This is a genomic window from Stenotrophomonas sp. ZAC14D2_NAIMI4_7 (genome assembly GCF_003086675.1).
Lineage (GTDB): Bacteria > Pseudomonadota > Gammaproteobacteria > Xanthomonadales > Xanthomonadaceae > Stenotrophomonas.
In genome coordinates this window covers 4,317,737-4,342,680 of the sequence record NZ_CP025995.1, presented here as the reverse complement: position 1 = coordinate 4,342,680, position 24,944 = coordinate 4,317,737, and the positions used below count along the sequence as shown (strand labels likewise).

The window sequence follows — 24,944 nt, the reverse complement described above, 5'->3', positions numbered from 1 at the left end:
TAGAGTCGAGCCTGCTCGACCGGCTCTTCCCGTGGAGTGCCGTCCCGTCAGCTCGACGTTACGGCTGGGTCAGTCCTGCGCCTTCGAGCCTGTCGCGGCATCCTGCTCTGACATCGATTGCTGCAGGCTGTTGGTGAAATTCTTCACCGCGCGCTCGAGCGCGATCTCCCAGTTCTCGCGTGACACGATCTGGAAAATGTTTGCGCCGTGGCCGGTGGCCGTGAAGGTTCGGGCCTGACCGTCCTTGCGGGCGGTCACATTGACCGCTATGTCGGCCAACATCTGCTGGGTCGAAGAAGCGGCACGCCAGAAGTTCATCGGCATCTTCACCGAGAAATCGGTCAAGGTTGCTTCCAGCTCAGTGCAGGTGCCCGTGCACTGGTCTGTCGTGCGGTAGCCCATGTTGCGCAGGGCCTGGATCATGATCTCGCGCGCCTTGTCCGGGGCGGTGGACGACTCAAGGGACACAAGCACGCCATTGTTGCCGCGGATTACCCCACCGATGCTCTGCGGGCGCTCCGCAGCCGCCACCTGTGTGAAGTACGTCGTGCGTCCATCGCGCACCGGCGCGACGACGACCACCGGACCCTGCTCGGGATTGACCCGGATGTCAGGCACGTTCACCCGCACTACTTCGGTGCGGATGCCGCAGCCAGCGAGTAACAGCAGCAGCGTGGCTGCAATGATCGACTTCATGAATTCCCCCTGTTGGAATGATGTTTCTATACCGCGCATTATCGCGTGGCCGACCGGTCCAAGGGGAAGCCTCGCCGAAGCAGCCGTCGAGCGAGCTCGACTCTACAATGGGCGGAGACATCTTCCAGGAACGCCGCCATGACCGAACCCACGCTGCACGTCACCGTGACCTTGAACGCCAAGTTGCAGCCCGAACACCGCCACGAGCTGTTCGAGGACCCGCTGGATGCGCTGCTGCAGGCGGCCGGGATCGGTGAGATCACCGGCGGCGGCACCGCGATCTCCGACGAGGGTGAAGTCGAGTACGGCGATATCGAAATCGCGCTGAACGACGCGGCCGGCGTGCCCAAGCTGGTTGACCTGCTGGAACAGCTGGGCGCACCGAAGGGTTCCAAGGTGCAGGGCGCAGGCGAGGCTGATCGCAGTTTCGGTGTCACCGAGGGCCTGGGCATCTACCTGGACGGTCTGAACCTGCCGGACGAGGTGTACGAGCAGTGCGATTCGAACCATGCGTTCGAGCAGCTGTCCGAGCGCATCGATGGCCTGGGCGAAATCTGCAGCTGGTGGCAGGGCCCGACCGAAACCGCGCTGTACATGTACGGTCAGTCGTTTGCCGCGATGCAGGCGGCCATTGCCGAGTTCGTCGCCAGCTACCCGCTGTGCCAGAACGCGCGCATCGTGCAGATCGCCTGAGCATAGACGTTTACCGGTAGGTGCCAACCTTGGTTGGCACGATGCCGCCGGTCACAGAAAGCAGTCGAGCAAGCTCGACGCTACTGGCCCGCCGCCTGCTTTGCATTGTCGCGCAGGGCCAGGTCCTTGCCGACCTGATAGCCGCCGTAAAGCACGGCGAAAACGCCGATGACAACCCATAGGACTGTGCGCGGGACGGCGGCGGGTGTTGGTTTGCGTTCGTGCATGGCGATCTCCTTGAAAGCGATGGATGCTGCGCGGCCAGCATGTACCGGGGCCCTTCGTCGAGCAAGCTCGACGCTACGCAGAACCGGGGCTGCGTACCTTTTCCCAGTCCAGGCCGAACTTGGCCAGGTACTTGCGCAGGCGGTCGGCGTCGTTGGTGCTGGCGCGCTGGGTGCGCGACACCGCGAACAGCTCGCGGCCGGCGGCGGACAGCGACTTCGAGCGCGCGCAGACCCGCACCACTTCTTCCAGCTGCACGCGGTCGAAGCGGTCCAGCTGGTCCGCTGCCTCGCCCAGCAGCGCCTGCAGCGGTGAGGGCGCTTCGCCGCCGCGCCATTGCTGGCGCAGCCGCGCAATCTCCTCGTCCACGCCCTCGGTCTGGATGCGCCCGGCGTTGGCCAGCGTGGCCAAGCGCATGATCGATGCACCCAAGTCGCGGAAATTGCCGCGCCAGGCGGCCTCGGCACTGGTGGCAAAGGCCAGGTAGCGCGCGCGTGCTTCCACGTTGAAGCGCACCCGCGCGTGCTGCTGCTGTGACCAGCGCTCCAGCTCGAACTCGATGTTCGGCTCGATGTCCTCCCTGCGCTGGGCCAGGCCGGGCAAGTGGTAGGTCCACAGGTTCAGGCGCGCCAGCAGGTCCTCGCGGAAGCGGCCGTCCAGCACTGACTGCTGCAGGTCGTGGTTGGTGCCGGCGATCAGCTGGAATTCGCTTTCCACTTCGCGGTCGCTGCCCACCGGCAGGAAGCGTTTCTCTTCCAGCGCCCGCAGCAGCATGGCCTGTTCGTCCAGGCCCAGTTCGCCGATCTCATCCAGGAACAGCAGGCCCTGGTGGGCGGAGCGCAGCAGGCCGGCGCGGTCGGAGGAGGCGCCGGTGTAGGCGCCCTTGGTGTGGCCGAACAGCGTGCTCATCGCGCCATCGCCACGCAGGGTGGCGCAGTTCACTTCGACGAAACGGCCGGGCAGCTGGTGCTTGAGCTTCTTCAGTTCGAACACGCGCTTGGCCAGCTGGCTCTTGCCGGCGCCGGTGGGGCCCATCAGCAGCATCGGCGCACGTGAGCGGGTGGCCACGGTTTCGATCTGCGCGATCATCGCGTTGAAGGCCGCATTGCGTGTGGCGATGCCGCTCTTCAGCAGGTCGCGGTCCTGCAGCTGCTGCTGGGCGAAGCGCTGGGCGATGTGGTCGTAGCGCGACAGGTCCAGGTCGATGATGGCGTAGCTGCCGGCCGAGCCGTCCTGCTTGCGCGGTGGCGAGGTCTGCAGCAGGCGGCCCGGGAAGTGCCGGCTCTCGGTGAGCAGGAACCAGCAGATCTGCGCCACGTGCGTGCCGGTGGTGATGTGGACGTAGTAGTCCTCCTCCTCCGGCTGGAACGGATAGCTGGCCAGGAAGTCGTGCAACGTCGAATAGACGCCTTCGAACTCCCAAGGATCGGCCAGGTAGGTGTCGTGCCGGCGCACGTCCATCTCCGGCGCCACCTGCTGCAGGTCCGCGCAGACCACGCGGGCCAGCTTGGCGTAGCGGCGCTCGTCCAGCAGCAGCTCGACGCGGTCAGGCAGGAAATCCTCGTGCATGCCCATCGACACGGTCGGCCGCCATTTCTCCCACCGGCCCGGACCTTCGCCCGAATCGAGCTGGGTGCCCAGCATGCCGAAGACTACCTGTCGCCGTGACATATCCATTCCTATAAAAGACGCGCTATCAATATATACATGTTGGAGCGCCAGCGAGGCAGAACGTCACCGAAAAATCAGAAGAAGACATTAGAAACAATGCGTTGAGAAAGCCCGGAAAAAGTTGGCACGGCCATTGCTCCATACATCCCAAGACACGAAGCGGGCTGTTCCCGCCGAGGACGCCACGATGGCCAACCTGACGCTCTTCTCCAGCACGCGTGCCCCGGCGCTGCCGCCGGCTACCACCATCAATGAAGCCGGTGGTCTGGCCTACCGCCGCGACCCGCGTGCTGCGCTGGCCCTGTATGCGGCCACCGGCTGCCTCAACAACACCTTCTACAGCAACGCCGACGCGCAGCTGCAGCAGGTGCTGGCGCTGACCGCGCAGGTCGAGCCGGACTTCGTGGCACGCACCGCGGTGTATGCACGCCAGGTGGCGCACATGAAGGACATGCCGGCGCTGCTGCTGGCGGTGCTCAGCCTGCGCGCCCCCAAGGTGTTTGCCCAGGTGTTCCCGCGGGTGATCGACAACGGTCGCCAGCTGCGCACCTTCGTGCAGATCATGCGCAGTGGCCAAGTCGGGCGCCGTTCGCTGGGCTCGCTGCCCAAGCGTCTGGTGCGTGAGTGGATCCAGCAGGCCCCGGTGGAAACGCTGGTGCGTGCAGCCATCGGCCAACAGCCGTCGCTGGCGGATCTGATCCGCATGGCGCACCCGAAGCCGGTCGATGCCGAGCGCAAGGCGCTGTATGCGTGGGTGGTCGGTCGTCCGTATGACGCGGCGCAGCTGCCGGCGCTGGTGCAGGCCTACGAAGCGTTCAAGCGTGACCCGCAGGGACTGCCGCCGGCGCTGCCGTTCCAGTACTTCAGCACGCTGCCGCTGGATGCGGCGCAGTGGTCGGCGCTGGCGCGCAGCGCGTCCTGGCAGTCGATGCGGATGAACCTCAACACGTTCGCCCGCAACGGCGTGTTCGACGATGCGGCGATGGTGGAACTGATTGCCGCGCGGCTGCGTGACCCGCAGCAGGTACGTCGTTCGCGGGTGCTGCCGTACCAGTTGCTGATGGCGTTCCACGCCGGCAAGGGCCTGCCGTTGCCGATCCTGGATGCACTGCAGGATGCGATGGAGATCGCCACGGCATCGGTACCGGTGCTGCCGGGGCGGGTAGTGGTTGCGGTGGACGTGTCCGGGTCCATGCAGTGGCCGTTGACCGGCTACCGCAAGGGCGGCAGCACGGCGGTGCGCTGTGTGGACGTGGCGGCCTTGATCGCGGCCTGTGTGCTGCGCGGCCAGCCGCAGGCCACGGTGCTGCCGTTCGACACCCAGGTGCGGCCGGTGCGGTTGAACCCGCGCGACAGCGTGATGACCCTGGCCGCACAGTTGGCGATCAACGGTGGCGGCACCTCGGTCAGCGCACCGCTGGAAGACCTCAACCGTCGCCGCGCGCAGGTCGACCTGGTGGTGCTGGTGTCGGACAACGAGAGCTGGCGCGACACCCGCCAGAGCGGTGCGACGGCCACGATGCGGGCGTGGGAGGTGCTGAAGCAGCGTTGCCCGCAGGCGCGCCTGGTCTGCATCGACCTGCAGCCGGTGGCCAGCAGCCAGACGGTGCAGCGCGAAGACGTGCTGCACATCGGCGGCTTCAGCGATGCCGTGTTCGATCTGCTGGGCCAGTACGCGCAGGCACCGGCCGATGGCAGTGGCTGGGTGCAGCGCATCCAGGACATGACGTTGTAAGGCGGCAAGGATGTCGCCAGGGACCGCCCGGCTGGCAATGGGGCCAGCCGGGCAGGACCAGGAATTCAAGCGTTTCGCGGTGAATGCTGGTGGAACTACATTGGTTGTCCCTTCGGGGTCGGGTTCAAATCCCGCCTTTCCTGCCGGCTGTGGGGAAAGAGATGTTCCACTCCTTTTGTCACCGCACCTGTTTCAACGCCGGCATTGCGAATGCCGGAGGAACTACAGCCTTCTAAGCTCCGGGTCGCGGGTTCGAGCCCCGCCCGCTGTGGCAATACAGCGGTAGCTCAGTGGTAGAGCAGGATGTTCCTCCACCCCTCGTCGTGCTGCCGGCACCTTCGCTTTCGTTGCGCGGGGAATGCAGGCCGAACTACATCGGAAACCCTTCGGGGTCGGGTTCAAGTCCCGGCCGGCTGCAACGGCAACGTGGCAGCCGGAGCGTTCGGCCACCTTTGTCACCGCACCTTCTTTTTTTTTGTATTGGATGAAAGGAAACATCACCATGACCACTGTGAACCATGACGTGATCCAGCAGCCGGGCGCTGCACCCATCAAGCTGTGGACGCGCGGCGTGCCACTGGAAGACCAGGCACGCGAGCAGCTGCAGAACATCGCCAGACTGCCGTTCATCCACAAGTGGATTGCGGTGATGCCCGACGTGCACCTGGGCAAGGGCGCGACCGTGGGGTCGGTGGTGCCGACCGTCGGCGCGATCATTCCCGCTGCGGTCGGCGTGGACATCGGCTGCGGCATGATGGCCGTGCGCACCACGCTGGATGCCAGCGACCTGCCGGACAACCTGTCGGCGGTGCGCAGCGCGATCGAGCGGGCGGTGCCGCACGGCCGCAGCGTGACCCGTGGCGGCCGTGACAAGGGCAGCTGGGACACGCCGCCGGAGCTGGCCATCGAAGGCTGGAAGCAGCTGGTGGATGACTTCGCGCTGATCTGCGAGCGCCACCCGCGCCTGAAGAACACCAACAACCTCAAGCACCTGGGTACCCTCGGCACCGGCAACCACTTCGTCGAAGTGTGCCTGGACCAGGACCAGCGCGTGTGGTTCATGCTGCACTCCGGCTCGCGCGGCGTGGGCAATGCCATCGGCACCTACTTCATCGAACTGGCCAAGCAGGAAATGCGCCGCTGGATGATCAACCTGCCCGACCAGGACCTGGCGTACCTGCCCGAGGGCAGCCAGCACTACGGTGACTATGTATTCGCAGTGGAATGGGCACAGCGTTTCGCCCGCATGAACCGCGAGGTGATGATGCGCAACGTGGTGGCCGCCGTGCGCACGGTCATCAGCAAGCCGTTCGAGGCCCAGGCCGAGGCGGTGAACTGCCACCACAACTACGTGAGCCGCGAGACCCACTTCGGCAAGGACGTGATGCTGACCCGCAAGGGCGCGGTGAGCGCGCGCAAGGGCGAGCTGGGCATCATTCCCGGCAGCATGGGCGCTAAGAGCTTCATCGTGCGCGGGCTGGGCAACGAGGACAGCTTCCACAGCTGCAGCCACGGCGCCGGCCGCGTGATGAGCCGTACCCAGGCGCGCAAGCTGATCACCGTGGACGAGCACGCCAGAGCCACCGCGCACGTGGAATGCCGCAAAGATGCGGAGGTGGTGGATGAATCGCCGGCGGCCTACAAGCCGATCGAGGCGGTGATGGAGGCCCAGCGCGATCTGGTCGAGATCGTGCACACGCTGCGCCAGGTGGTGTGCGTGAAGGGATGAAGCGGGCCGCGCGCGGCGTACACTGCGCCGCGCGCGGCAGGATGGAGAAACCCATACATGGACATGATTGAACTTGATGGCGGGCAGGGCGGCGGGCAGCTGCTGCGCTCGGCCCTGACCCTGAGCCTGTGCACCGGCATTGGCTTCACCCTGCAGAACATCCGCGCGATCCGGCGCAAGCCGGGCTTGATGCGCCAGCACCTGACCGCGGTGAATGCCGCCGCGCGGGTGGGCAACGCCTGCACGCATGGCGCTGCGCTGGGTGCCACCTCACTGCGCTTCGAGCCCGGCGTGGTGTCGGCTGGCGACTACCACTTCGCCACCGGCAGTGCCGGTTCGGCCACGCTGGTGCTGCAGACCGTGCTGCCGGCGTTGTGGCGCGCGCAGCAGCCCTCGCGCCTGCGCCTGGAAGGCGGCACCCACAATCCGCTGGCACCCAGCGCCGATTTCATCGCCGACAGCTACCTGCCGTCACTGGCACGGATGGGTGTGCAGGCCTCGATGCAGTTGCTGCAGCATGGCTTCCACCCGGCCGGTGGCGGCGTGATCGAACTGCAGGTGCAGCCGTGCGCTGCGTTGCAGGCGCCGCAGCTGGAGCAGCGGCCGGCCCTGCATGCGTTGCAGGCGCAGGTGCTGATGTCCGGCCTGTCCAGCAGCATCGGCCTGCGCGAGCTGCAGGTGCTGGCCGACATCCTGGGCGTCGACCCGCACCCGCGCCACGTGCAGTCGATCCGCCCTGCGCTGGGCCCGGGCAATGTCGCCCTGGTGCGCGTGCAGCACGGCAGCCACGTGGAAGTGTTCGATGGCCACGGCGAGCGCGGGGTGAGTGCCGAGCAGGTGGGCGCACGTCTGTCGGCGCGCGTACAGCAGTACCTGCAGGGCAACGCCTACGTGGGTGAATACCTGTCCGACCAGCTGCTGTTGCCGATGGCCCTGGCCGGCGGCGGCGCCTTCACCACCCACGTCATCAGCGACCATCTGGCCAGCAACGCCCGGCTGATCGAGAAGTTCCTGCCGGTGGAGTTCGACTGGCAGCCGCATGAAGGCGCCTGGCGGGTGACCGTCGAGGCGTAGGTGCCCCGCACCCCGCAGGGCGCCAACCTCGCGCATTGATCCTGCTCAAGGCACGGCGTGCACATCGGCTGTGTAATGGTGGTGTTCCCATTCGGCAGATCGCCACGGAGCCATACCATGTACACGCGCATCCTGATCGCCACCGACGGTTCCGAGCTGGCCGACAAGGGCCTTGCCAAGGGCCTGGAGCTGGCCAAGGACCTCGATGCCGAGGTCGATATCGTGACGGTTTCCGAGCCGTGGGCCGTCGGCATGTACGACGCCATGGGCTGGAGCGTGGGCTACATGAACAGCCCCGAGTACAAGGCCGACCGCGAGGAAGGGGCACAGAAGGTGCTGCAGCCGGCGCTGGCAAAGGCCGCCGAGCAGGGCATCAAGGCCAACCCGGTGCATGTGCTGGACCGCTACGCGGCCGACGGCATCATCGAAACCGCCGCTGATCGCAACAGCGATCTGATCGTGATGACCTCGCACGGCCGCCGTGGGGTGACCCGCGTACTGCTGGGCAGCCAGACCGCCGAAGTGCTGGCGCGCAGCTCGCTGCCGGTGCTGGTCATCCGCTGAATTCACGCGTTCCCGGGGAGGGGACCGACGCCGGTGCGCAGGATGCGTACCGGCGTCATCTTTTGTGGCGTTCGGCCTTGATGGGGTCAGAGCCCTTTCCTGCGGAAAGGCATCCGACCCCGCGCTGCATCACCAGCTGTACAGCTTCCAGTACACCGGCGACACGCCATCCTTGTCGTTGTCCATGCGGCCGTCGCCGTTCCGGTCATACATGTAGAACGGTGCGCCCCGCGACGGGGTGACCTTGACCATGCGCAGCTGGCCGGACACGCGGTACTCCTCGATGGTATCGCCGTTGTCCATGGTGCGGCTGGACACTTCGGCACCCTTCACGTCCACCGGGGGAGCGCCGGCACCGCCCATGCTGGCGCAGCCAGCAAGCAGGAGCACGGACGCCAGCATCAGGGTCTTCATCGGCAGGGCCTTTGCCTGGATCGGGTCTTGATTATGCCCCATCACCGTGTCGCCGCCGTGCAGGCGCGGGCGCGTAGAATCGCCGCATGAGCAGATTAGTCCTGATCGACGGGTCCAGTTACCTGTACCGCGCGTTCCACGCGCTGCCGCCCCTGTCCAACGCACAGGGTGAACCCACCGGCGCGCTGTTCGGCGTGGTCAACATGCTGCGTTCCACGCTGAAGGAGCGCCCGGCCTACGTGGCGTTCGTGGTGGATGCGCCGGGCAAGACCTTCCGTGACGACCTGTACGACCAGTACAAGGCCAACCGCCCGCCCATGCCCGACGACCTGCGCAGCCAGGTGGAACCGATGTGCCGCATCGTCGAAGCGCTGGGCATCAGCATCCTGCGCGTTCCCGGCGTGGAGGCCGACGATGTGATCGGCACGCTGGCCCTGCAGGGCGTGGCACAGGACCTGAAGGTGACCATTTCCACCGGCGACAAGGATTTTGCCCAGCTGGTGCGCCCGGGCATCGAACTGGTGAACACCATGACCGGCAGCCGCATGGATTCGGACGCGGCCGTCATGGACAAGTTCGGCGTGCGTGCCGACCAGATCATCGACCTGCTGGCGCTGATGGGCGACACCGTGGACAACGTGCCGGGTGTGGAGAAGTGCGGGCCGAAGACCGCGGCCAAGTGGCTGGCCGAATACCAGACGCTGGACGGCGTAATGGCCGCCGCCCCGACCATGAAGGGCAAGATCGGCGAAAACCTGCGCGCGGCGCTGGATCGCCTGCCGCTGAACCGCGATCTGGTGACCATCCGCACCGACGTGGAGCTGGAAGCGAGCCCGTCCACGCTGGCGCTGCGCGAGCAGGACGTGCCGGTGCTGACCGAGCTGTACGCGCGCTACGGTTTCACCCAGGCGCTGAAGGAATTGGGTGCGCCGCTGCCAGCCCCGGCCGCCGCCAGCGAAGCCACCCCCAGCCTGCGTGGCACCGCCGCCGGTTTTGCCCGCGGCAGCGCCGAAGCGCCGGCTGCGGGTGAACTGGACCCTGCGCTGGCCGCACCGGGCGAGTACGAAACCGTGCTGACCGACGAACAGTTGCAGGCCTGGGTGCAGCGCCTGCAGCAGGCCGAGCTGATCAGTTTCGATACCGAGACCGACGCGCTGGACGCGATGCGTGCGCGCCTGGTCGGCATCAGCCTGGCAGTGGAGCCAGGCAAGGCCGCCTACATTCCGGTCGGCCACGATTATCCCGGTGCGCCGGCACAGCTGCCGCTGCAGCAGGTGCTGGACGCGCTGCGCCCGCTGCTGCAGGACCCGGCGAAGAAGAAGCTGGGCCAGCATGGCAAGTACGACCTGCACGTGCTGCGCCGCCACGGGGTGGAGGTGCAGGGCTACCACGACGACACCATGCTTGAGAGCTTCGTGCTCAATTCCACGGCCACCCGCCACGACATGGATTCGCTGGCCCTGCGCTACCTGGGCTACAACACCATCAAGTTCGAGGATGTGGCCGGCAAGGGCGCCAAGCAGATTCCGTTCTCGCAGGTGGGTATCGACGAAGCCAGCCGCTACGCGGCGGAGGACGCCGACATCACCCTGCGCCTGCACCACGCGCTGCGCCCGCAGCTGCTGGCCGAACCGAGCCTGGACAGCGTGTACCGCAGCATCGAGATGCCGCTGGTGCCGGTGCTGACCACCATCGAAGCCAACGGCGTGCACATCGACACCGCCGAACTGCGCCGACAGAGCCAGGACCTGTCCTCGCGCATGCTGGCCGCGCAGCAGAAGGCTACCGAACTGGCCGGCCGCAGCTTCAACCTGGATTCGCCCAAGCAGCTGCAGGCCGTGCTGTTCGACGAGCTGAAGCTGCCGGCGGTGGTGAAGACCCCGAAGGGCCAGCCCAGCACGAACGAGGAAGCGCTGGAGGCGATCGCCGACCAGCACGAGCTGCCGCGGGTGATCCTGGAATACCGCGGGCTGGCCAAGCTGCGCAGCACCTACACCGACAAGCTGCCGGAAATGGTGAACCCGGACACCGGCCGCGTGCACACCAGCTACCACCAGTCCGGCGCCGCCACCGGCCGCCTGTCCTCGTCGGACCCGAACCTGCAGAACATTCCGATCCGCACCGACGATGGCCGCCGCATCCGCCGCGCCTTCGTCGCCCCGGAAGGCTGCCAGCTGCTGGCCGCCGACTATTCGCAGATCGAGCTGCGGATCATGGCCCACCTGTCCGAAGACCCCGGCCTGGTGCGCGCCTTCGAGCAGCGCGCCGACGTGCACCGCGCCACCGCTGCGGAAGTGTTCGGCCGCACCCTGGACGAGGTGACGCCCAACGAGCGCCGCGCCGCCAAGGCCATCAACTTCGGCCTGATGTACGGCATGAGCGCCTTCGGCCTGGCCCGCAACCTGGGCATCGACCGCGGCCAGGCACAGGACTACGTGGCGCTGTACTTCAGCCGCTACCCGGGCGTGCGCGACTTCATGGAACGCATGCGGCAGCAGGCGCGCGAGCAGGGCTATGTGGAAACCCTGTTCGGCCGCCGCCTGTACCTGAATGACATCAATGCCCGCAACCAGGGCCTACGGGCTGGCGCTGAACGCGCGGCCATCAACGCCCCCATGCAGGGCACGGCGGCGGACATCATCAAGCGGGCGATGGTGTCGGTGGACCAGTGGCTGCGCGACAGCGGGGCACCGGCGCGGATGATCCTGCAGGTGCACGATGAACTGGTCTTCGAAAGCGCGGCCGGTTTCACAGAGGAACTGCGTAAGCACGTGGTCGAACACATGTCGCAAGCGGCACAGTTGCGGGTGCCGCTGGTGGTCGATACCGGCATTGGCAGCAACTGGGATGAAGCGCACTGAGTCGCATTCCGGTCTTTAACGACGTGAATTCATTCAGTTGAGGGTATTTTCTGACTCGAAGATGAATGTTTCCAGAGGAGCGAACGATTAAATGGGCGCCCTTCACGAACCGTTAGTGTTCGGGGTGTTTCTATAACTCTCGACAGGCGCAACGCCTGTTGTGGATCTCTCCCATCCCCTGGAGCAGATCTCGGAACGGGGGCTCCTCCCCAAGCACCCGTTCCCCGGCCCCGTTGACCTCCCCCTGGTCAGCGGGGCTTTTTATTTGTTCGCTGCTGCCCCGCGCAGGGCCATCGCTCCGCTGGGGAAACCGGCAATGCACGATCTGTTCGCACATCCCACGCGCGTGCTGCTGGGCAACCCTGTACAGAACGCCTTGCTGGGCAGTGACACGTCACCGGTAGCGTCGAGCAGGCTCGACGCTACGGGCATTGCGGCATACGCATTGGTCGGGTTGAACGCAGCATGGCGCTACACCCAGTCGCGCGGCACCAGGTAATCGGCCAGGCGCGCCTCGGCACTGCCGGCTTCGGGGCTGAACCCGTATTCCCAGCGCACGCGCGGCGGCAGGCTCATCAGGATGCTCTCGCTGCGGCCGCCGCTCTGCAGCCCGAACAGGGTGCCGCGGTCGTACACCAGGTTGAATTCCACATAGCGGCCGCGACGATACAGTTGGAACTCGCGCTCGCGTTCACCGTAGGCGGCATCCTTGCGCCGCTGCACGATCGGCAGGTAAGCCTGCAGGAAGCCATCGCCCACCGCGCGCAGGTAGTCGAAATCGCGTTCGAAATCGCCATGCAGGTCGTCGAAGAACAGCCCGCCCACGCCGCGCGTTTCGTTGCGGTGGCGCAGGAAGAAGTACTCGTCGCACCAGCGCTTGTGGGCGGCGTAGCGTTCTTCGCCGAACGGCGCGCACAGATCGCGGGCCACCCCATGCCAGTGCTGCACGTCCTCGTCCTGCGGATAGAACGGGGTCAGGTCGAAGCCGCCGCCAAACCAGCTGGCCACCACTTCCCCGTCGCGCTGCGCCTGGAAGAAGCGCACGTTGGCGTGGGTGGTGGGCACGTGGGGATTGAGCGGATGGAACACCAGCGATACCCCGGTGGCGCGCCACGATGCGCCGGCCAGTTCCGGCCGGTTGGCCGAGGCCGACGGCGGCAGGCGGCTGCCACAGACATCGGAAAAGCCGATGCCCGCCTGTTCGAACACCGCGCCATCGCGCAGCACGCGGGTGCGTCCGCCGCCGCCCTCGGCGCGCTGCCACAGGTCTTCCTGGAAGCGCGCGCTGCCATCGGCGGCTTCAATGGCCGCACAGATGCGGTCCTGCAGGTCGGTCAGGTAGGCGCGCACGCGCTCGAATTCGTTCATGCCGCGTACTTTACCGCAGCGGTGGCACCCTTCAGCGGAACCGCGCGCGGATGTCCGGCCGCAGCAGGCGCCAGCCCAGCCAGCCCTGCAGGCCGGCGAACAGCACCGAGGTGCCCAGCAGCGTGAGCGTCATCAGCAGCCGCTGCACCTGCAGCTGCTGCAGCAGCTCGCCATCGTTGGCGGCCAGCCCGATGAACTGCAGCATCACCACATCCAGCCACCAGGTGATGACGAAGTTCGCCAGTGCGCTCAGCCCCAGCGCCCACACGAAGGCCCACAGACCCCAGCGGCGCTCGCGCCACAGGCCCCAGCTGGCCAGGGTGGAGCCCAGGCACAGCAGCGCAGCGATCAGGGACGTCGCCACCGGGTGCGCGAGCATCCACAGCAGGCTGCCGTCCAGCTGGTTTTCCCAGGCCAGCTTCACCAGTGCCTGCCAGAGCGCGGTCGGCGCCAGCACGGCCGCCACCACGGCCTGGCCCAGGAAGTAGACCACCATCAACAGACACAGCCAGAACGAGCCCTGTGCCAGCGGTTTCACCCACGTGTTGAGGGGGGCCGCGGCCGGCGAGGGAAGATCGGGAATGGAGGGAGACATCCGGTGTCCTTGCGCTGCGATGGCGCCCGCCAGGTCAGCGGGCCGTCGCCAGGGCGGCGACCGCCGGCAGGATATGGTGTTCACTCAAGGGTGCCAAGGGCAGGCCGTGCGGCGGCTGCAGCGGCACCCAGGCCAATTCGGCAATCTCGGCCTGCGCGCGGGGCGTGCCCGCCACCCGTACCCACCAGGCCTGGGCCTGCACACGGTGGCCGGGCTCATTCACTGCCCAGTCCTGGAAGCGGCCCAGCGCAATGGCCGAATCACGCTGCAGCTGCACGCCCAGTTCTTCTTGCAGCTCGCGCGCCAGCGCGGTCAGCGCCGCTTCGCCGGGCTCGGGTTTGCCCCCGGGCTGGATGAAGCGCTGGGCGCCGTGCTTGCGCACCACCAGCGCCCGGCCGCGGTCATCCAGGATGACCGCGGCCACGATCTGGATCGTGGCCGCGGCGTCGCTCACTTCAGGTTCTGCTCGAACAGCTTGAGGATGCGCTTGTACTGGTCCAGCCAGGAATCGGCACGGGTGTAGCCGTGGCGTTCCAGCGGGTACGGCGCGATGGACCAGTTGTCCTTGTGCAGCTCGATCAGGCGCTGGGTCAGGTGCACCGAATCCTGGAAGAACACGTTGTCATCCATCATGCCGTGGGCGATCAGCAGGTTGTCCTGCAGGTTCTGCGCGTACTCGATGGGCGAGGACGTGCGGTACGCCTCCGGGTCGATGTCCGGGGTGTTCAGGATGTTGCTGGTGTAGGCGTGGTTGTAGTTGTTCCAGTCCACCACCGGGCGCAGCGCGGCGCCGGCCTTGAACGTGCCCGGCGAACGGAACAGCGCCATGAAGGTCATGAAGCCGCCGTAGGAACCGCCGTAGATGCCGGCGTGGTCGCGGTCACCCTGCTGGGTGTCCACCAGCCAGTCCAGGCCGTCCTTGTAGTCTTCCAGTTCCGGGTGGCCCATGTTGCGGTAGATGGCCGTGCGCCAGTCGCGGCCGTAGCCCTCGCTGCCGCGGTAATCCATGTCCAGCACGATGTAGCCCTTCTCCACCAGCAGGTTGTGGAACATCTGCTCGCGGAAATAGGCGGGGTAGCGCTGGTGCACGTTCTGCAGGTAGCCGGCACCGTGCACGAACATCACGATCGGGTACTTCTTGCCCGGTTCCTTATGCTCGGGTTCGTAGTACTTGGCCCAGACCACACCGGCGCCGTGCTTGGACGGCACCGCCACCAGCTTCGGCTGCACCCACTCACGCGCCTTGTATTCGGCGGTGCGGGTGTCGGTCAGCACGCGGGCCTGGCCACCGGCGGACGGCAGCACCGCCAGCTGCGGCGGCAGGTAGGCGCCCGAGTAGCGCACCAGCAGCTGCTGGCCATCGGGCGACAGCGAGAAGTCTTCCACGCCGTTGAGGCTGGTCAGCTCGCGTACCTGGCGGTTGCCGGTGTCGACCGCGCAGACTTCATAGTCGTGCGGCGCCTGCTGGTTGCACAGGAAGTAGAAGCCCTTGCCGTCGGCCGACAGCACCGGCGCGGAGGTTTCCCACTTGCCGCCGGTCAGCGCCTGCGGCTTGGCCGTGCCGGTCTGGGTGTACAGGTGCGAGTAGCCCGATTCTTCCGAAAGCAGCCACAGCGTGCGGCCGTCGGCCATCCAGCCGAAATCGTTGAAGCCCCAGTTGATCCAGGCGTTGTCGGTCAGCCGGTGGCGGTTCTGCACGCGGCCATCGTTGCCGACGCTGACGATCCAGCGGTCCTTGTTGTCGTTGGCGCGCAACATCACCGCGGCCTGCTGGCCGTCCGCGCTCCAGCGCATGCCGCCACCCATGAAGTCGCTCATCACCTGCACGCTGCGGTCGCCCTTCAGCGCGTCCTTGCCAGCCTTGCGGCGCAGCTCGGCCAGCGGGTCGGCGCCGATGCCCGGCAGGCCCGACAACGACAGCTTCTGCGCCTTGCCGGTACGTACGTCCACGAACCACAGGGTGTGCGGTTCAAAGCCGTTGCGGCCGACGCGGGTGCGGGTGTCTTCGGTTTCCTCGTAGCCCGATTCGGTCACGTACAGCGGCATCTTGCTGGTGCGGCCGTCGTCGAAATCCTTGGCCTTGGTGGCCACGATCAGGTGGCCCAGGTCCGGCGACAGCAGGCTGTCGACGATCTCCACGTCGGCGCCCAGGTAGATCGGTGCGGCCGCGCGGGTCGGGTCGGCCTGGCGCCAGCGCTGGTCCTGGTCCTTCAGCGCTTCGCGCTGGTCACGGTCGCGGCGCAGGGTTTCCAGGGTGCGCAGCTGCTGGTCGCGCAGCAGGTCATCCTTGGGCTTGCTGGCCGGGTCCTTGTCGGCCTTCAGGCTGGCCACCTGCTGCACGCCGCTGGCCGCGGTCCAGTGGAACCAGTTCTGGCCCACGCGCCAGGTCACGCCGTTGTCGGCGGCGAAGTTCACCCCAGTGGCGCGTTCGTTGCTGCGGGTCAGCTGGGTCAGCGCGCCGCTGCGCAGGTCGCGCACGAACACATCGCCATTGCGCACGAAGGCGCTGCGGCTGCGGCTGCGGTCGTAGACCGGCTCGGCCACGTCCAGGGTGCCGCGCTGGTCATCGGCCACCTGCGCGGCGGCGCCACCGGCCAGCGGCTGGCGGAAGGTGTCGCGCACCGGGCTGCCATTGCGCTTGAGCTGGTATTCCACCTGCTGGCTGTTCCACGACCACCAGGCCTTTTCCACCGGCGGACCGATCCAGTCCGGGTCGGCCATGGCCTGTTCGATGGTGATCGGCGTGGGCGCGGCATGCGCGGCCGGTGCGGCCAGGATGGCCGACAGCAGAAGGGACAGGGGCAGCACTCGGGACATGGGCGGACGGCACCAGAAGAGGAAACCGGGCAAGGGTAGCAGCCGCCCGCGCCGGGGGAGGGGGCCACAGGTCATGGCAGACCGCTTGGGCAAAGGCCCGGCGGGGCCTCGCGTGGCGCATGATGGGTGCGCAAGGGACTGGTCAGGGCGGTGCCCATGTTGGGCGCCAATCGGACCATTGCCGTTCGGCATCTGACCGATGACGACTTGAAGCGCCTGTCCGAGTTTCGCTACACCCACAACATGACCATCCAGAACATCACGATCAAAGGGACCTCTATGTTCCTGGCGTCGATGGGGCTGCCGCCGTTGTGCGCGCTTTCCGGAGATGACAAGAATGGTGACCAGTCAGAACATGCGTGCCGGCAGAAAGCATGTACGACTGGCCGGATGCAGTGCCAGCCAGATCAAACGTGTGTGGGCCCTGTACCAGAGCCTGCAGGCCTAATTTCAAGGCGGCTAGATAGAGAGATCGGCTGGGATCCCGGAATCCGCATTCGCATTATCAGACAGCAAAGGCCAAGGAAGATTGCTGAAGTACGACCTGACGAGCTCATAGGCCTCTTCGAATTCAGGAAGCTCCCCTGAAATTTCATCCTGAAGAAAGTTGTATTCCTTGAGGGCCATATCATGTACATCCTTTTGATTAAGCGATGTTGGGCCAACAGGAACATCCCGGTCAGCACATTTAATGATGATGTCTTCGACGACAATTCGCCTACATTCATCGCCGTATAGCTCTGGGCGTTCCAATAGAAGGTGGCGAAGATCATAGACATCTTGTCGCCTGTTCCGCTTTCGAATGGGCTGCTGAATCAGAGACCTGATCTTCTCGGCCACCAGCGTGGGAAGTGCATAGACTCTAAGCACCCCATCCGAGCCGATGCTTACTTCCTCAATCTGGGGTATGGACTCCAAGTAGTTGTAGTCAATGCTAACGGTCTCTGCCGATTCACCTCGTATCAGCCTGGGATGCGCACGTGAACCTCGCACCGCGTATCCAACCTTCATGAAGATCGAGACGTATGTCTTGTCTCTGCCGGGCTGAACGTCCCAGCGTTGCAGCCGGCAATCAATGTCATACCCCAAGTCTTCGGACGCAGACGCCAATCGTGTTTCCAACAACGCTTTGGTCTCTTCTTCCGCACTAACCGAGAACGGATCTTTGGTTGAGAAGTCGATGTCTGTCGTATAGCGCTCACTTCGGTAGTGAAGCGCCATCAGAATTCCACCCTTCAGACACAGAAGCTGGCTAAGTCGCCTATCGGTAGCGATGGCGTGCAGAACAACGTGTACTGCTTTTCGGAAGTTTCTTTCGGCAGCCGGCGCGCTCTCAACCCAGGTAGGGATGTTCTCTAGAAGGCTAGACATTTATGGATATGCACCATTTTGATGAAAATTCAGACGAGTACTCGCCCTGAGGATCAAGCTTTCGTGACCCGCCACGGCTCGCAAGAGCGGCCCACGCATCAACCTCAGGGCTATCGATGCCGCAATGGGTCTCCAAGATGTAACCAGCACGCATCTTGTCAATGACAGACCCATGCGTGTTTACGGCCGTGACAATGGAAGAAAGGTGCAATCTGGCATGCTCTTCGAACACGTCGATCACATGCCTCATCCCGCCACAAATGTCAGCACGCTGCAGCATATCGAGGAATGTGTTGCCTATTCCGGTAACGCGCAGTGCGCCGTCATTGGCCGATCGCCAACCTCGACGCTCCTTGGTTCTGATTTCCTCTATCACCACGCCATCGATCTTCTCAATGTTGAAGTGCCGCAACCTTGGTAGGCGCGTGAACACGAAATCCCCATAGAGCGAGCCTAGGTCTTTACGCATGCGCTCTTGAGCAAGATCCTTCCAGAGGTTTGGATTGGGGCTTACGAAGTACAGTACCTTAGGTAGGCGGTTGGTCAATCCGTGATAAGCCATGGCGCTTAAGTAAGCGACATAGCCAAACGGATCGATTGCGCACATGAGCTCAGCGGCGTCCTGGGGCTCATTGGATGTCCTGTAAAGAGAGGGATGCAGTCCCTTGCTTTGGTGGAGCACCCCTCGGCTGATCAGTGCATTTCGGGCATCTGTAAACATGCGCTGATCAGGCCCTCGCTCCGGTACCTGAAGCGGACGCCCATCGAAGTGGGACAACTGAGTTAGTTGAAAAACCTTGAGAGCCAGCCAATAGCTGCTGACAACGGGTGGCTGGCGTTCACTCAGCACCTGGGCAACCAAGGCATCTCGCCAGCGAATTCGTTTAGACACGACCTTAGTCACGGACACCTCCTTACGTATCGAAAAATACCTACATGCGCTACAATCTACGTCCTAAGGACGTAGATTGTAGCGCATGTGCGAAATTTAGAGCAACCCGGCGAGCAAATGCATCGGCTCAGATTTTTAACATTAATAAAACAAACACTTACGCCCTCTGCTTGAACTCTTGCATTGAATTTGAATAGTGTATTACACTGAACGTCCTTAGGACGTTCAGTGTAATACACTTTCCGTTTTTTGAGTTGAGCGTTTCTTGATGGTGTTGTCGCGATGCGAAGTGAGCCCGCAACATTTCCGGTGCCGCTCGACCGCAGCGCCAGTCAAGTCAGGCGTACCTGGGCCTTGCGCCAAGGTCTTATCTGATCGGAATCTAGCGAGGTAGACGTCGAGAGCCGGCGTGGGCGGTCGTGCGAGCCGGATCTCGACGATCGCCCTGTGGCCTAGTCGGGGCGGCCCCATATCCCGCGACGGCGACGGCGACGGCGACGCGATGCGAGGAGAGTGAAGCATCCGGCGCGGTAGAGCGGAGATCCGTTAAGTGCTTTACATGGCGGCGACGTCAGTCATGGGGCATCAGTCCCGTTGGGGGGCTTCTATCAGTCACTGATGGTCCGCGGCAAAGAGGGTGAAGTGGCTGCCGTGGCAGTGATGCGGGGGGTCTTGGCGATCCTTAATGCTCGCGTACACGACACTGAAAGCGGGCCGATCCACGCTTAACGGGCGCACTCGGACGCCATCACTGGCTGCCGGCCAACGGTCGACATTACCGTGCGCGACTGTCAGGAGGGCCTGGGCCCCTCCGGCCACACTGCTGCTACTGGACTGAGTGCAAGGCGGGTTCAGCGCGCTTGGGCCCCTGACAGCCCAAGCGTAAGCGAGCTCGTTTGGGCGCGACCCTGGTCGCGGACACCTCCCGATGCCTCGATAAATTAGAACATACGATACAATCTACGTCCTTAGGACGTAGATTGTATCGTATGGTTAAATTGTACGTCAAACCAGCGAGAATGCGCACGGGCTGAGGTTTTTTAACGTTAATAAAACAGGCACTTATGGCCTTCGGGTCGAATTCTTGCGTTGCAATTGAATAGTGCATTACAATGAACGTCCTAAGGACGTTCATTGTAATGCACTTTCCGTATTTTGGCGCCGACGCATCTTGAGCAGGAACTGCAGGCACGCCGTGCCTGATGTGAGCGAGGCGCTGCAGCAGCGGCTGCATGGCGGAAGCGCGCGACAGCGGTGTGCTGTACGTGGTGGTGCAGGTGCTGTTGTTTGGCGAGCTGCTGGGTGCAGCGGCCTGGTATTTCTGGCACTGACAGCCCCCGCCGGGCATGGGGCGCGCCAGTCGCTGTTGGTAGATGCCGACCTTGGTCGGCGCCTGGATGTGTGCCAACCAAGGTTGGCAGCTACCAGAGCGGTTGACCCCTGCGACAAAGTGAAGCAGCGCGTCACCCAGTCGCATCCCGGCTTAACCAAATCCTCCTAAAGTGGTCCGGTATCCCACCCGTACCCGGCAGGAGGCGTCCCTTGGACGCGTTGTTGTTGTCGCGGATCCAGTTCGGATTCGTCATCAGTTTCCATGTGCTGTTCCCCGCCTTCACCATCGGTACCGCCAGCTGGCTGGCCTTCATCGAATGGCGCTGGCTGCGCACGAAGTTGCCCGTATGGCGCGATCTCTACTTCTTCTGGCAGAAGATCTTCGCCGTGTCCTTCGGCATGGGCGTGGTCAGCGGCATCGTCATGGCCTTCCAGTTCGGCACCAACTGGCCGCGACTGAGTGAAGTGGCCGGTACGGTCATCGGCCCGCTGCTGACCTATGAAGTGCTGACGGCGTTCTTCCTCGAAGCCAGCTTCCTCGGCGTGATGATGTTCGGCTGGGGCCGGGTGTCGCCGCGCCTGCATTTCCTGTCCACCTGCATGGTGGCGCTGGGCACGCTGTTCTCCACGTTCTGGATCCTGTCGTCCAACAGCTGGCTGCACACGCCGGCCGGCTACGAAATGATCAACGGCATCGTGCACCCGGTGGACTGGTGGCAGGTGGTGTTCAACCCGTCCTTCCCGTATCGGCTGGCGCACATGGCGCTGGGTTCGTTCATCACCACCTGTTTCGTGATCGGTGGCGTCGGCGCGTGGTACCTGCGCAAGGGCACGCACGTCGAGGCGGGCCGGCGCATGCTGATCGCCGCGGTGGCGTTTGCCGCGCTGACCGTGCCGGTGCAGATCTTCGTCGGCGACATGCATGGCCTGAACACGCTGAAGCACCAGCCGATGAAGATCGCGGCGGTGGAAGCGCACTGGCATGAAAGCAAGGCCGGCGAGGGCGTGCCGCTGGTGGTGTTCGCCCTGCCCAACGAAAAAGAACAGCGCAACGATTTCGAAGTGGCCATCCCCAAGCTGGGCAGCGTGATCCTGACCCATTCGCTGGACGGCACCTTCGATCCGCTCACGTCTGTACCGGCCAGCGAGCGGCCGCCGGTGACGCCGGTGTTCTTTGCCTTCCGCATCATGGTCGGGCTAGGCACGCTGATGCTGCTGCTGGCCTGGGTGTCGGCCGTGCAGCTGTGGCGGAAGAAACTGCTGGATTCGCCGTGGCTGCTGCGCGGCTGGAACTGGATGCTGCCCAGCGGCTTCATCGCGCTGGTGTCCGGCTGGTTCGTCACCGAGATGGGTCGCCAGCCGTGGGTGGTGTATGGCGTGCTGCGCACCGCCGATGCGGTGGGCCCGCAGAGTGCATGGATGACTGCGTTGTCGCTGGCGGTTTACGTGGTGGGTTATGCCTTCGTGTTCGGCTGGGGCATCTGGTACCTGGTGAAGATCCTGCGCCATGGCCCGCAGCCCTATGACCAGGGGCCGTCGCTGGACCATGGCAGCCACACTCCGGCGCGGCCGCTGTCGGCCGCTGACGAACCGCTGGAGGAGCGTTGAGATGGACCTGATGACCTGGCTGCCGGTGGCATGGTTCGCGGTGATCGGCTTCGGCGTGCTGATGTATGTAGTGCTGGACGGCTTCGTGCTGGGTATCGGCATCCTGGCCCCGTTCGCCGAGGACGAGGAACAACTGGACCTGATGATGAACACCGCCGCGCCCATCTGGGACGGCAACGAGACCTGGCTGGTGCTGGGCGGTGCCGGTCTGCTGGCCGCGTTCCCCAAGGCCTATGCGGTGCTGCTGTCGGCGCTCTACCTGCCGGTGCTGCTGCTGGTGGTGGCGCTGGTGTTCCGTGGCGTGGCCTTCGAATTCCGCTTCAAGGCGCACCGTTCGCGCCGGCTGTGGAGCGTGGCCTTCGGCCTGGGCTCGCTGCTGGCGACCTTCGCCCAGGGCGTGATCCTGGGCACCCTTGTGCAGGGCATTCCGCTGCTGGATGGTCGCTTCAGCGGTGGGGCGTTCGTGTGGTTCAGCCCGTTCGCGATGCTGACCGGTGCCGCACTGGTGGCTGGCTACGCGCTGCTGGGCAGCACCTGGCTGATCCTGAAGACTGAAGGGCGCGTGCAGGCACTGGCGCGGCAGCTGACCCGGCCGCTGGTAGCCGCGGTGATCGTGGCGATGGGGCTGGTCAGCAGTTGGCTGCCATTCCTGCACTCGCGGCTGATGGACCGCTGGTTCAGCGACGGCAACTTCTGGTGGCTGTCACCGGTACCGCTGCTGACCCTGGCGGTGGCGGCCGCGCTGTGGCACAGCGCCACCCACCCGCGCCGCGACCTGCCGCCGTTCCTGCTCAGCCTGGGCCTGTTCGTGCTCGGCTTCGCCGGCCTGGTGCTGGGCATGTGGCCCTACCTGTTGCCGCCGTCGATGACCCTGTGGCAGGCCGCCGCCCCGGCCTCGTCGCTGGGCTTCAGCCTGGTCGGGCTGGTGCTGTTGCTGCCGGTCATCCTGGGCTATACCGCATGGTCGTACCGGGTCTTCCGCGGCAAGGTGCACGCCGGCGCCGGCTACCACTGAGGGGGGACCCACGGCAGCGGCCGGTGACCGCTGCCCGTTGGGGTTTGTGAAACATGTATTCCCTGCGCCGGACGTGCTAGCGTGCGCTCCTTTCCGGCCGCCAGGGGGGCTGCCGGCGACGTCCTGGACGGACGCACGGCTGCAGGAATGGGGGGCCGCCGCGCGTCGCCATGAATGGCTCGTGCCTCTTGTCTGCCCATCCAAACATCACCGGTAATGATTGAATTTTCCGTAGTCGACTGGGCTGCCTGGGCACCCGGGCTGACCGAACGCAGCCAATGGATGGACTGGGCCCGCACGCCGTTCCTGCCGCAGGGCGAGGGCACGCCTGCGCTGGCCGAAATTCCCGCCATGCAGCGGCGCCGCATCGAGCGCCTGGGCCGCATGGCCATCCAGACCGCCTGCTGGTGCGAAGACGGGCAGGGCGCCGACAGCCAGGTGCCGCTGGTGTTCGCCAGCCGCCATGGCGACGTGGCCCGTTCAATGGAACTGCTGGGTTCGCTGGCGGCCAACGAGCCGCTGTCGCCCACCGGCTTCGGGCTGTCGGTGCACAACGCCATCGCCGCGCTGTATTCCATCGCCCGCGGCCACCGCGGCAACTACCTGGCGCTGGCCGCCGGCCAGGCCACCGTGGAAGCGGCCTGTCTGGAAGCGGTGGGGCTGCTGGCCGATGGCGCGCCGGAAGTACGCATCGTGGTCTATGAATCCTCGTTGCCCGCCGTTTACGCGGAATTCGCCGACGAACCCGACCCGTTCTTCGCCTGGTGCTGGCGCCTGGCGCCGGCTGATGCCGCCGGTACCGGCCTGCGTCTGGCCTGGCAGGCGGCCGAGGGCGCGCCGCAGACCGCCCCGGGCCTGCTGCCGCACGCGCTGGACCTGCACCGCTTCCTGCTGGGCCAGGACGCCAGCCTGGAGCACGTCAGCCAGGGCCAGCGTTGGCGCTGGAGCCGCCGTGTCTGAGGCGCTGCGCCGCCTCGATCATGCCTGGCGGGTGTTCGGCACCGGCCTGAGCTTTGCTGCCTTCGGTGTGGGCGGGCTGCTGCTGGGCGTGTTCGTGATGCCGCTGCTGCTGCTGATGCGCGACCCGGTGGCGCGGCGGCGGCGTGCGCGACGGGTGGTGCAGGGCGCGTTTGCCAGCCACGTCTGGCTGATGTGCCGTCTGGGGGTGATGACCCTGCACGTGGAAGGGCGCGAGCGCCTGCAGCGCGACGGCCTGCTGGTGCTGGCCAACCACCCCACACTGATCGACGTGGTCTGCCTGATCGCGCTGCTGCCCAATGCCGACTGCGTGGTGAAGCGGGCCGTGGCCTGCAACCCGTTCATGCGCGGTCCGGTACGCGCCGCCGGCTACATCGCCAATGACGATGGCGCCGGGCTGGTGGATGACTGCGTGGCAGCCGTGCATGCCGGCGGCACCCTGGTCATCTTCCCCGAAGGCACCCGCACCGTGCCGGGCCAGCCGCTGCGCCTGCAGCGCGGCGCGGCCAACATTGCCGTGCGTGGCCGGCTGGACATCACCCCGGTGCGCATTACCTGCACCCCGCCCACGCTGACCAAGGGCCAGAAGTGGTATCGTGTGCCCTCACGTCGTTTTCACGTTCAGCTGCAGATCGGCGAAGATATCGCGATCGCGCCGTTCCTGGCCGAAGATGACTCGCCGAGGGGGGATGCCTTGGCGGCCCGTCGCGTCACCGACCACCTCACTCGTTATTTCGACCTGTCTGGAGATCCGACCCGTGCAAGCACTTGAGCACGAGATCAAGGAATTGATCATTTCCTCGCTGTCACTGGAGGACATCACGCCGGAGGACATCGATCCGACCGCGCCGCTGTTCGTTGAAGGCCTGGGCCTCGATTCGATCGATGCGCTGGAACTGGGCCTGGCGCTCCAGAAGAAGTACGGTGTCAGCCTCTCGGCCGACTCTGAAGAAACCCGTCGCCATTTCTCCAGCGTGCGCGCGCTCGGCGAGTTCGTCGCCGCCCGCCAGTCGTAAGGCGCAGGAACAGCCATGACCAAGAATGAACTTTTCGAGCGCATCGTCCGCATCCTGACCGACAGCTTCGAGATCGAGCCGGCCCGGATCACCCCGGAGGCGCGCCTGTATGACGACCTGGACATCGACAGCATCGATGCGGTCGACCTGATCGTGCAGCTGAAGCCGCTGCTGGGCCGCAACCTGCAGCCGGAAGCCTTCAAGGCCGTGCGCACCGTGCAGGACATCGTTGATGTAGTGCATGGCCTGCTGCCTGGTCAGGCTGCCGCCTGACCGCAGCGCAGACGGCA

Annotated in this window: 22 protein-coding genes, 1 tRNA gene and 1 pseudogene; 14 read left to right on the top strand and 10 right to left on the bottom strand. The window is 65.3% G+C overall.

Going from position 1 to position 24,944, the window contains the following annotated elements; genetic code table 11:
* Positions 1-69: 69 nt before the first annotated feature.
* Positions 70-696 (bottom strand): hypothetical protein, encoded by a 627-nt coding sequence (locus C1922_RS19785; RefSeq protein WP_108751343.1) that lies wholly within the window; start codon positions 694-696, stop codon positions 70-72.
* Positions 697-834: 138 nt separating this feature from the next.
* Between C1922_RS19785 and C1922_RS19780 the strand changes: the two genes are divergently transcribed.
* Positions 835-1,389, top strand: coding sequence for a hypothetical protein (locus C1922_RS19780; protein ID WP_108751342.1), 555 nt, complete (start codon positions 835-837; stop codon positions 1,387-1,389).
* Positions 1,390-1,469: 80 nt separating this feature from the next.
* Here C1922_RS19780 and C1922_RS20575 read toward each other — a convergent pair whose 3' ends face one another.
* Positions 1,470-1,616 carry a hypothetical protein gene (locus C1922_RS20575; RefSeq protein WP_199912205.1) on the bottom strand — a complete coding sequence of 49 codons (147 nt, stop codon included), beginning with the start codon at positions 1,614-1,616 and terminating at the stop codon, positions 1,470-1,472.
* Positions 1,617-1,689: 73 nt separating this feature from the next.
* A complete protein-coding gene (gene rtcR, locus C1922_RS19775) occupies positions 1,690-3,285 on the bottom strand; it encodes an RNA repair transcriptional activator RtcR (RefSeq protein WP_108751665.1) in 1,596 nt (531 codons plus the stop codon).
* A gap of 187 nt (positions 3,286-3,472) precedes the next feature.
* Here rtcR and C1922_RS19770 point away from each other — a divergent pair, with 187 nt between their 5' ends.
* The 5 genes from C1922_RS19770 (at position 3,473) to C1922_RS19755 (ending at position 8,387) form a co-directional block, all read left to right on the top strand.
* Complete coding sequence (locus C1922_RS19770; protein ID WP_108751341.1) at positions 3,473-5,020, top strand: VWA domain-containing protein; 1,548 nt, start codon at positions 3,473-3,475, stop codon at positions 5,018-5,020.
* A 277-nt stretch (positions 5,021-5,297) separates the two neighbouring features.
* Positions 5,298-5,438 (top strand) — tRNA-OTHER (locus C1922_RS20470).
* An 84-nt stretch (positions 5,439-5,522) separates the two neighbouring features.
* Positions 5,523-6,749: an RtcB family protein gene (locus C1922_RS19765; RefSeq protein ID WP_108751340.1), complete on the top strand. Its 1,227-nt coding sequence runs from the start codon at positions 5,523-5,525 to the stop codon at positions 6,747-6,749.
* A 57-nt stretch (positions 6,750-6,806) separates the two neighbouring features.
* Positions 6,807-7,823, top strand: a complete 1,017-nt coding sequence (rtcA, locus tag C1922_RS19760) for an RNA 3'-terminal phosphate cyclase (protein ID WP_108751339.1) — start codon at positions 6,807-6,809, stop codon at positions 7,821-7,823.
* A 117-nt stretch (positions 7,824-7,940) separates the two neighbouring features.
* A complete protein-coding gene (locus tag C1922_RS19755) occupies positions 7,941-8,387 on the top strand; it encodes a universal stress protein (protein ID WP_108751338.1) in 447 nt (148 codons plus the stop codon).
* 129 nt (positions 8,388-8,516) lie between these two features.
* Here the strand turns inward: C1922_RS19755 and C1922_RS19750 are convergent, their stop codons facing one another.
* Positions 8,517-8,801, bottom strand: coding sequence for a DUF2782 domain-containing protein (locus C1922_RS19750; protein ID WP_108751337.1), 285 nt, complete (start codon positions 8,799-8,801; stop codon positions 8,517-8,519).
* Positions 8,802-8,887: 86 nt separating this feature from the next.
* Between C1922_RS19750 and polA the strand changes: the two genes are divergently transcribed.
* Positions 8,888-11,662 (top strand): DNA polymerase I, encoded by a 2,775-nt coding sequence (polA, locus tag C1922_RS19745; protein ID WP_108751336.1) that lies wholly within the window; start codon positions 8,888-8,890, stop codon positions 11,660-11,662.
* A 471-nt stretch (positions 11,663-12,133) separates the two neighbouring features.
* On the opposite strand, the gene hemF is transcribed toward polA, so the two are convergent.
* The 6 genes from hemF to C1922_RS19705 all read right to left on the bottom strand — a co-directional run bounded on the left by hemF (position 12,134) and on the right by C1922_RS19705 (position 18,717).
* The gene (gene hemF / locus C1922_RS19735) at positions 12,134-13,030 is read right to left on the bottom strand and encodes an oxygen-dependent coproporphyrinogen oxidase (protein ID WP_108751334.1); all 897 of its coding nucleotides are present in this window, start codon (positions 13,028-13,030) and stop codon (positions 12,134-12,136) included.
* Positions 13,031-13,061: 31 nt separating this feature from the next.
* Entirely contained in the window at positions 13,062-13,625 is a 564-nt protein-coding gene (locus tag C1922_RS19730; RefSeq protein ID WP_108751333.1) for a hypothetical protein, read from the bottom strand.
* Positions 13,626-13,659: 34 nt separating this feature from the next.
* Complete coding sequence (locus C1922_RS19725) at positions 13,660-14,079, bottom strand: NUDIX domain-containing protein (protein WP_108751332.1); 420 nt, start codon at positions 14,077-14,079, stop codon at positions 13,660-13,662.
* On the bottom strand, positions 14,076-16,442 hold the full coding sequence (locus C1922_RS19720) for a S9 family peptidase (protein ID WP_108751331.1): 2,367 nt from the start codon (positions 16,440-16,442) through the stop codon (positions 14,076-14,078). Before C1922_RS19720 ends, C1922_RS19725 begins: the two co-directional genes overlap by 4 nt.
* A gap of 459 nt (positions 16,443-16,901) precedes the next feature.
* Positions 16,902-17,813, bottom strand: a complete 912-nt coding sequence (locus tag C1922_RS19710; RefSeq protein WP_108751330.1) for a nucleotidyl transferase AbiEii/AbiGii toxin family protein — start codon at positions 17,811-17,813, stop codon at positions 16,902-16,904.
* On the bottom strand, positions 17,806-18,717 hold the full coding sequence (locus C1922_RS19705) for a hypothetical protein (protein ID WP_108751329.1): 912 nt from the start codon (positions 18,715-18,717) through the stop codon (positions 17,806-17,808). The genes C1922_RS19710 and C1922_RS19705 overlap by 8 nt, the downstream gene beginning before the upstream one ends.
* Before the next feature lie 490 nt (positions 18,718-19,207).
* Here C1922_RS19705 and C1922_RS20750 point away from each other — a divergent pair.
* The 7 genes and pseudogenes from C1922_RS20750 to C1922_RS19675 all read left to right on the top strand — a co-directional run.
* A pseudogene (locus C1922_RS20750) lies at positions 19,208-19,434 on the top strand (IS110 family transposase); the annotation flags it as partial.
* An 813-nt stretch (positions 19,435-20,247) separates the two neighbouring features.
* Positions 20,248-21,645 (top strand): cytochrome ubiquinol oxidase subunit I, encoded by a 1,398-nt coding sequence (locus C1922_RS19700; RefSeq protein ID WP_108751328.1) that lies wholly within the window; start codon positions 20,248-20,250, stop codon positions 21,643-21,645.
* A gap of 1 nt (position 21,646) precedes the next feature.
* Positions 21,647-22,660, top strand: coding sequence for a cytochrome d ubiquinol oxidase subunit II (gene cydB / locus C1922_RS19695; RefSeq protein WP_108751327.1), 1,014 nt, complete (start codon positions 21,647-21,649; stop codon positions 22,658-22,660).
* A gap of 216 nt (positions 22,661-22,876) precedes the next feature.
* Positions 22,877-23,620 (top strand): beta-ketoacyl synthase chain length factor, encoded by a 744-nt coding sequence (locus C1922_RS19690; RefSeq protein WP_108751326.1) that lies wholly within the window; start codon positions 22,877-22,879, stop codon positions 23,618-23,620.
* Positions 23,613-24,410 carry a lysophospholipid acyltransferase family protein gene (locus tag C1922_RS19685; protein WP_108751325.1) on the top strand — a complete coding sequence of 266 codons (798 nt, stop codon included), beginning with the start codon at positions 23,613-23,615 and terminating at the stop codon, positions 24,408-24,410. The genes C1922_RS19690 and C1922_RS19685 overlap by 8 nt, the downstream gene beginning before the upstream one ends.
* Positions 24,397-24,654, top strand: coding sequence for a phosphopantetheine-binding protein (locus C1922_RS19680; RefSeq protein ID WP_005411610.1), 258 nt, complete (start codon positions 24,397-24,399; stop codon positions 24,652-24,654). Before C1922_RS19685 ends, C1922_RS19680 begins: the two co-directional genes overlap by 14 nt.
* 15 nt (positions 24,655-24,669) lie before the next feature.
* Positions 24,670-24,927, top strand: a complete 258-nt coding sequence (locus tag C1922_RS19675) for an acyl carrier protein (RefSeq protein WP_108751324.1) — start codon at positions 24,670-24,672, stop codon at positions 24,925-24,927.
* The last annotated feature ends 17 nt before the right edge of the window (positions 24,928-24,944 follow it).

Bases quoted from the DNA above. Each gene is read 5' to 3' on its own strand.
- C1922_RS20575 (WP_199912205.1), bottom strand. From the start codon at position 1,616: ATGCACGAACGCAAACCAACACCCGCCGCCGTCCCGCGCACAGTCCTA.
- C1922_RS19730 (WP_108751333.1), bottom strand. From the start codon at position 13,625: ATGTCTCCCTCCATTCCCGATCTTCCCTCGCCGGCCGCGGCCCCCCTC.
- C1922_RS19690 (WP_108751326.1), top strand. From the start codon at position 22,877: ATGATTGAATTTTCCGTAGTCGACTGGGCTGCCTGGGCACCCGGGCTG.
- C1922_RS19750 (WP_108751337.1), bottom strand. From the start codon at position 8,801: ATGAAGACCCTGATGCTGGCGTCCGTGCTCCTGCTTGCTGGCTGCGCC.
- rtcR (WP_108751665.1), bottom strand. From the start codon at position 3,285: ATGTCACGGCGACAGGTAGTCTTCGGCATGCTGGGCACCCAGCTCGAT.
- polA (WP_108751336.1), top strand. From the start codon at position 8,888: ATGAGCAGATTAGTCCTGATCGACGGGTCCAGTTACCTGTACCGCGCG.
- C1922_RS19755 (WP_108751338.1), top strand. From the start codon at position 7,941: ATGTACACGCGCATCCTGATCGCCACCGACGGTTCCGAGCTGGCCGAC.
- C1922_RS19780 (WP_108751342.1), top strand. From the start codon at position 835: ATGACCGAACCCACGCTGCACGTCACCGTGACCTTGAACGCCAAGTTG.
- C1922_RS19675 (WP_108751324.1), top strand. From the start codon at position 24,670: ATGACCAAGAATGAACTTTTCGAGCGCATCGTCCGCATCCTGACCGAC.
- C1922_RS19710 (WP_108751330.1), bottom strand. From the start codon at position 17,813: ATGTCTAGCCTTCTAGAGAACATCCCTACCTGGGTTGAGAGCGCGCCG.
- C1922_RS19765 (WP_108751340.1), top strand. From the start codon at position 5,523: ATGACCACTGTGAACCATGACGTGATCCAGCAGCCGGGCGCTGCACCC.
- C1922_RS19770 (WP_108751341.1), top strand. From the start codon at position 3,473: ATGGCCAACCTGACGCTCTTCTCCAGCACGCGTGCCCCGGCGCTGCCG.
- cydB (WP_108751327.1), top strand. From the start codon at position 21,647: ATGGACCTGATGACCTGGCTGCCGGTGGCATGGTTCGCGGTGATCGGC.
- C1922_RS19785 (WP_108751343.1), bottom strand. From the start codon at position 696: ATGAAGTCGATCATTGCAGCCACGCTGCTGCTGTTACTCGCTGGCTGC.
- rtcA (WP_108751339.1), top strand. From the start codon at position 6,807: ATGGACATGATTGAACTTGATGGCGGGCAGGGCGGCGGGCAGCTGCTG.
- hemF (WP_108751334.1), bottom strand. From the start codon at position 13,030: ATGAACGAATTCGAGCGCGTGCGCGCCTACCTGACCGACCTGCAGGAC.
- C1922_RS19720 (WP_108751331.1), bottom strand. From the start codon at position 16,442: ATGTCCCGAGTGCTGCCCCTGTCCCTTCTGCTGTCGGCCATCCTGGCC.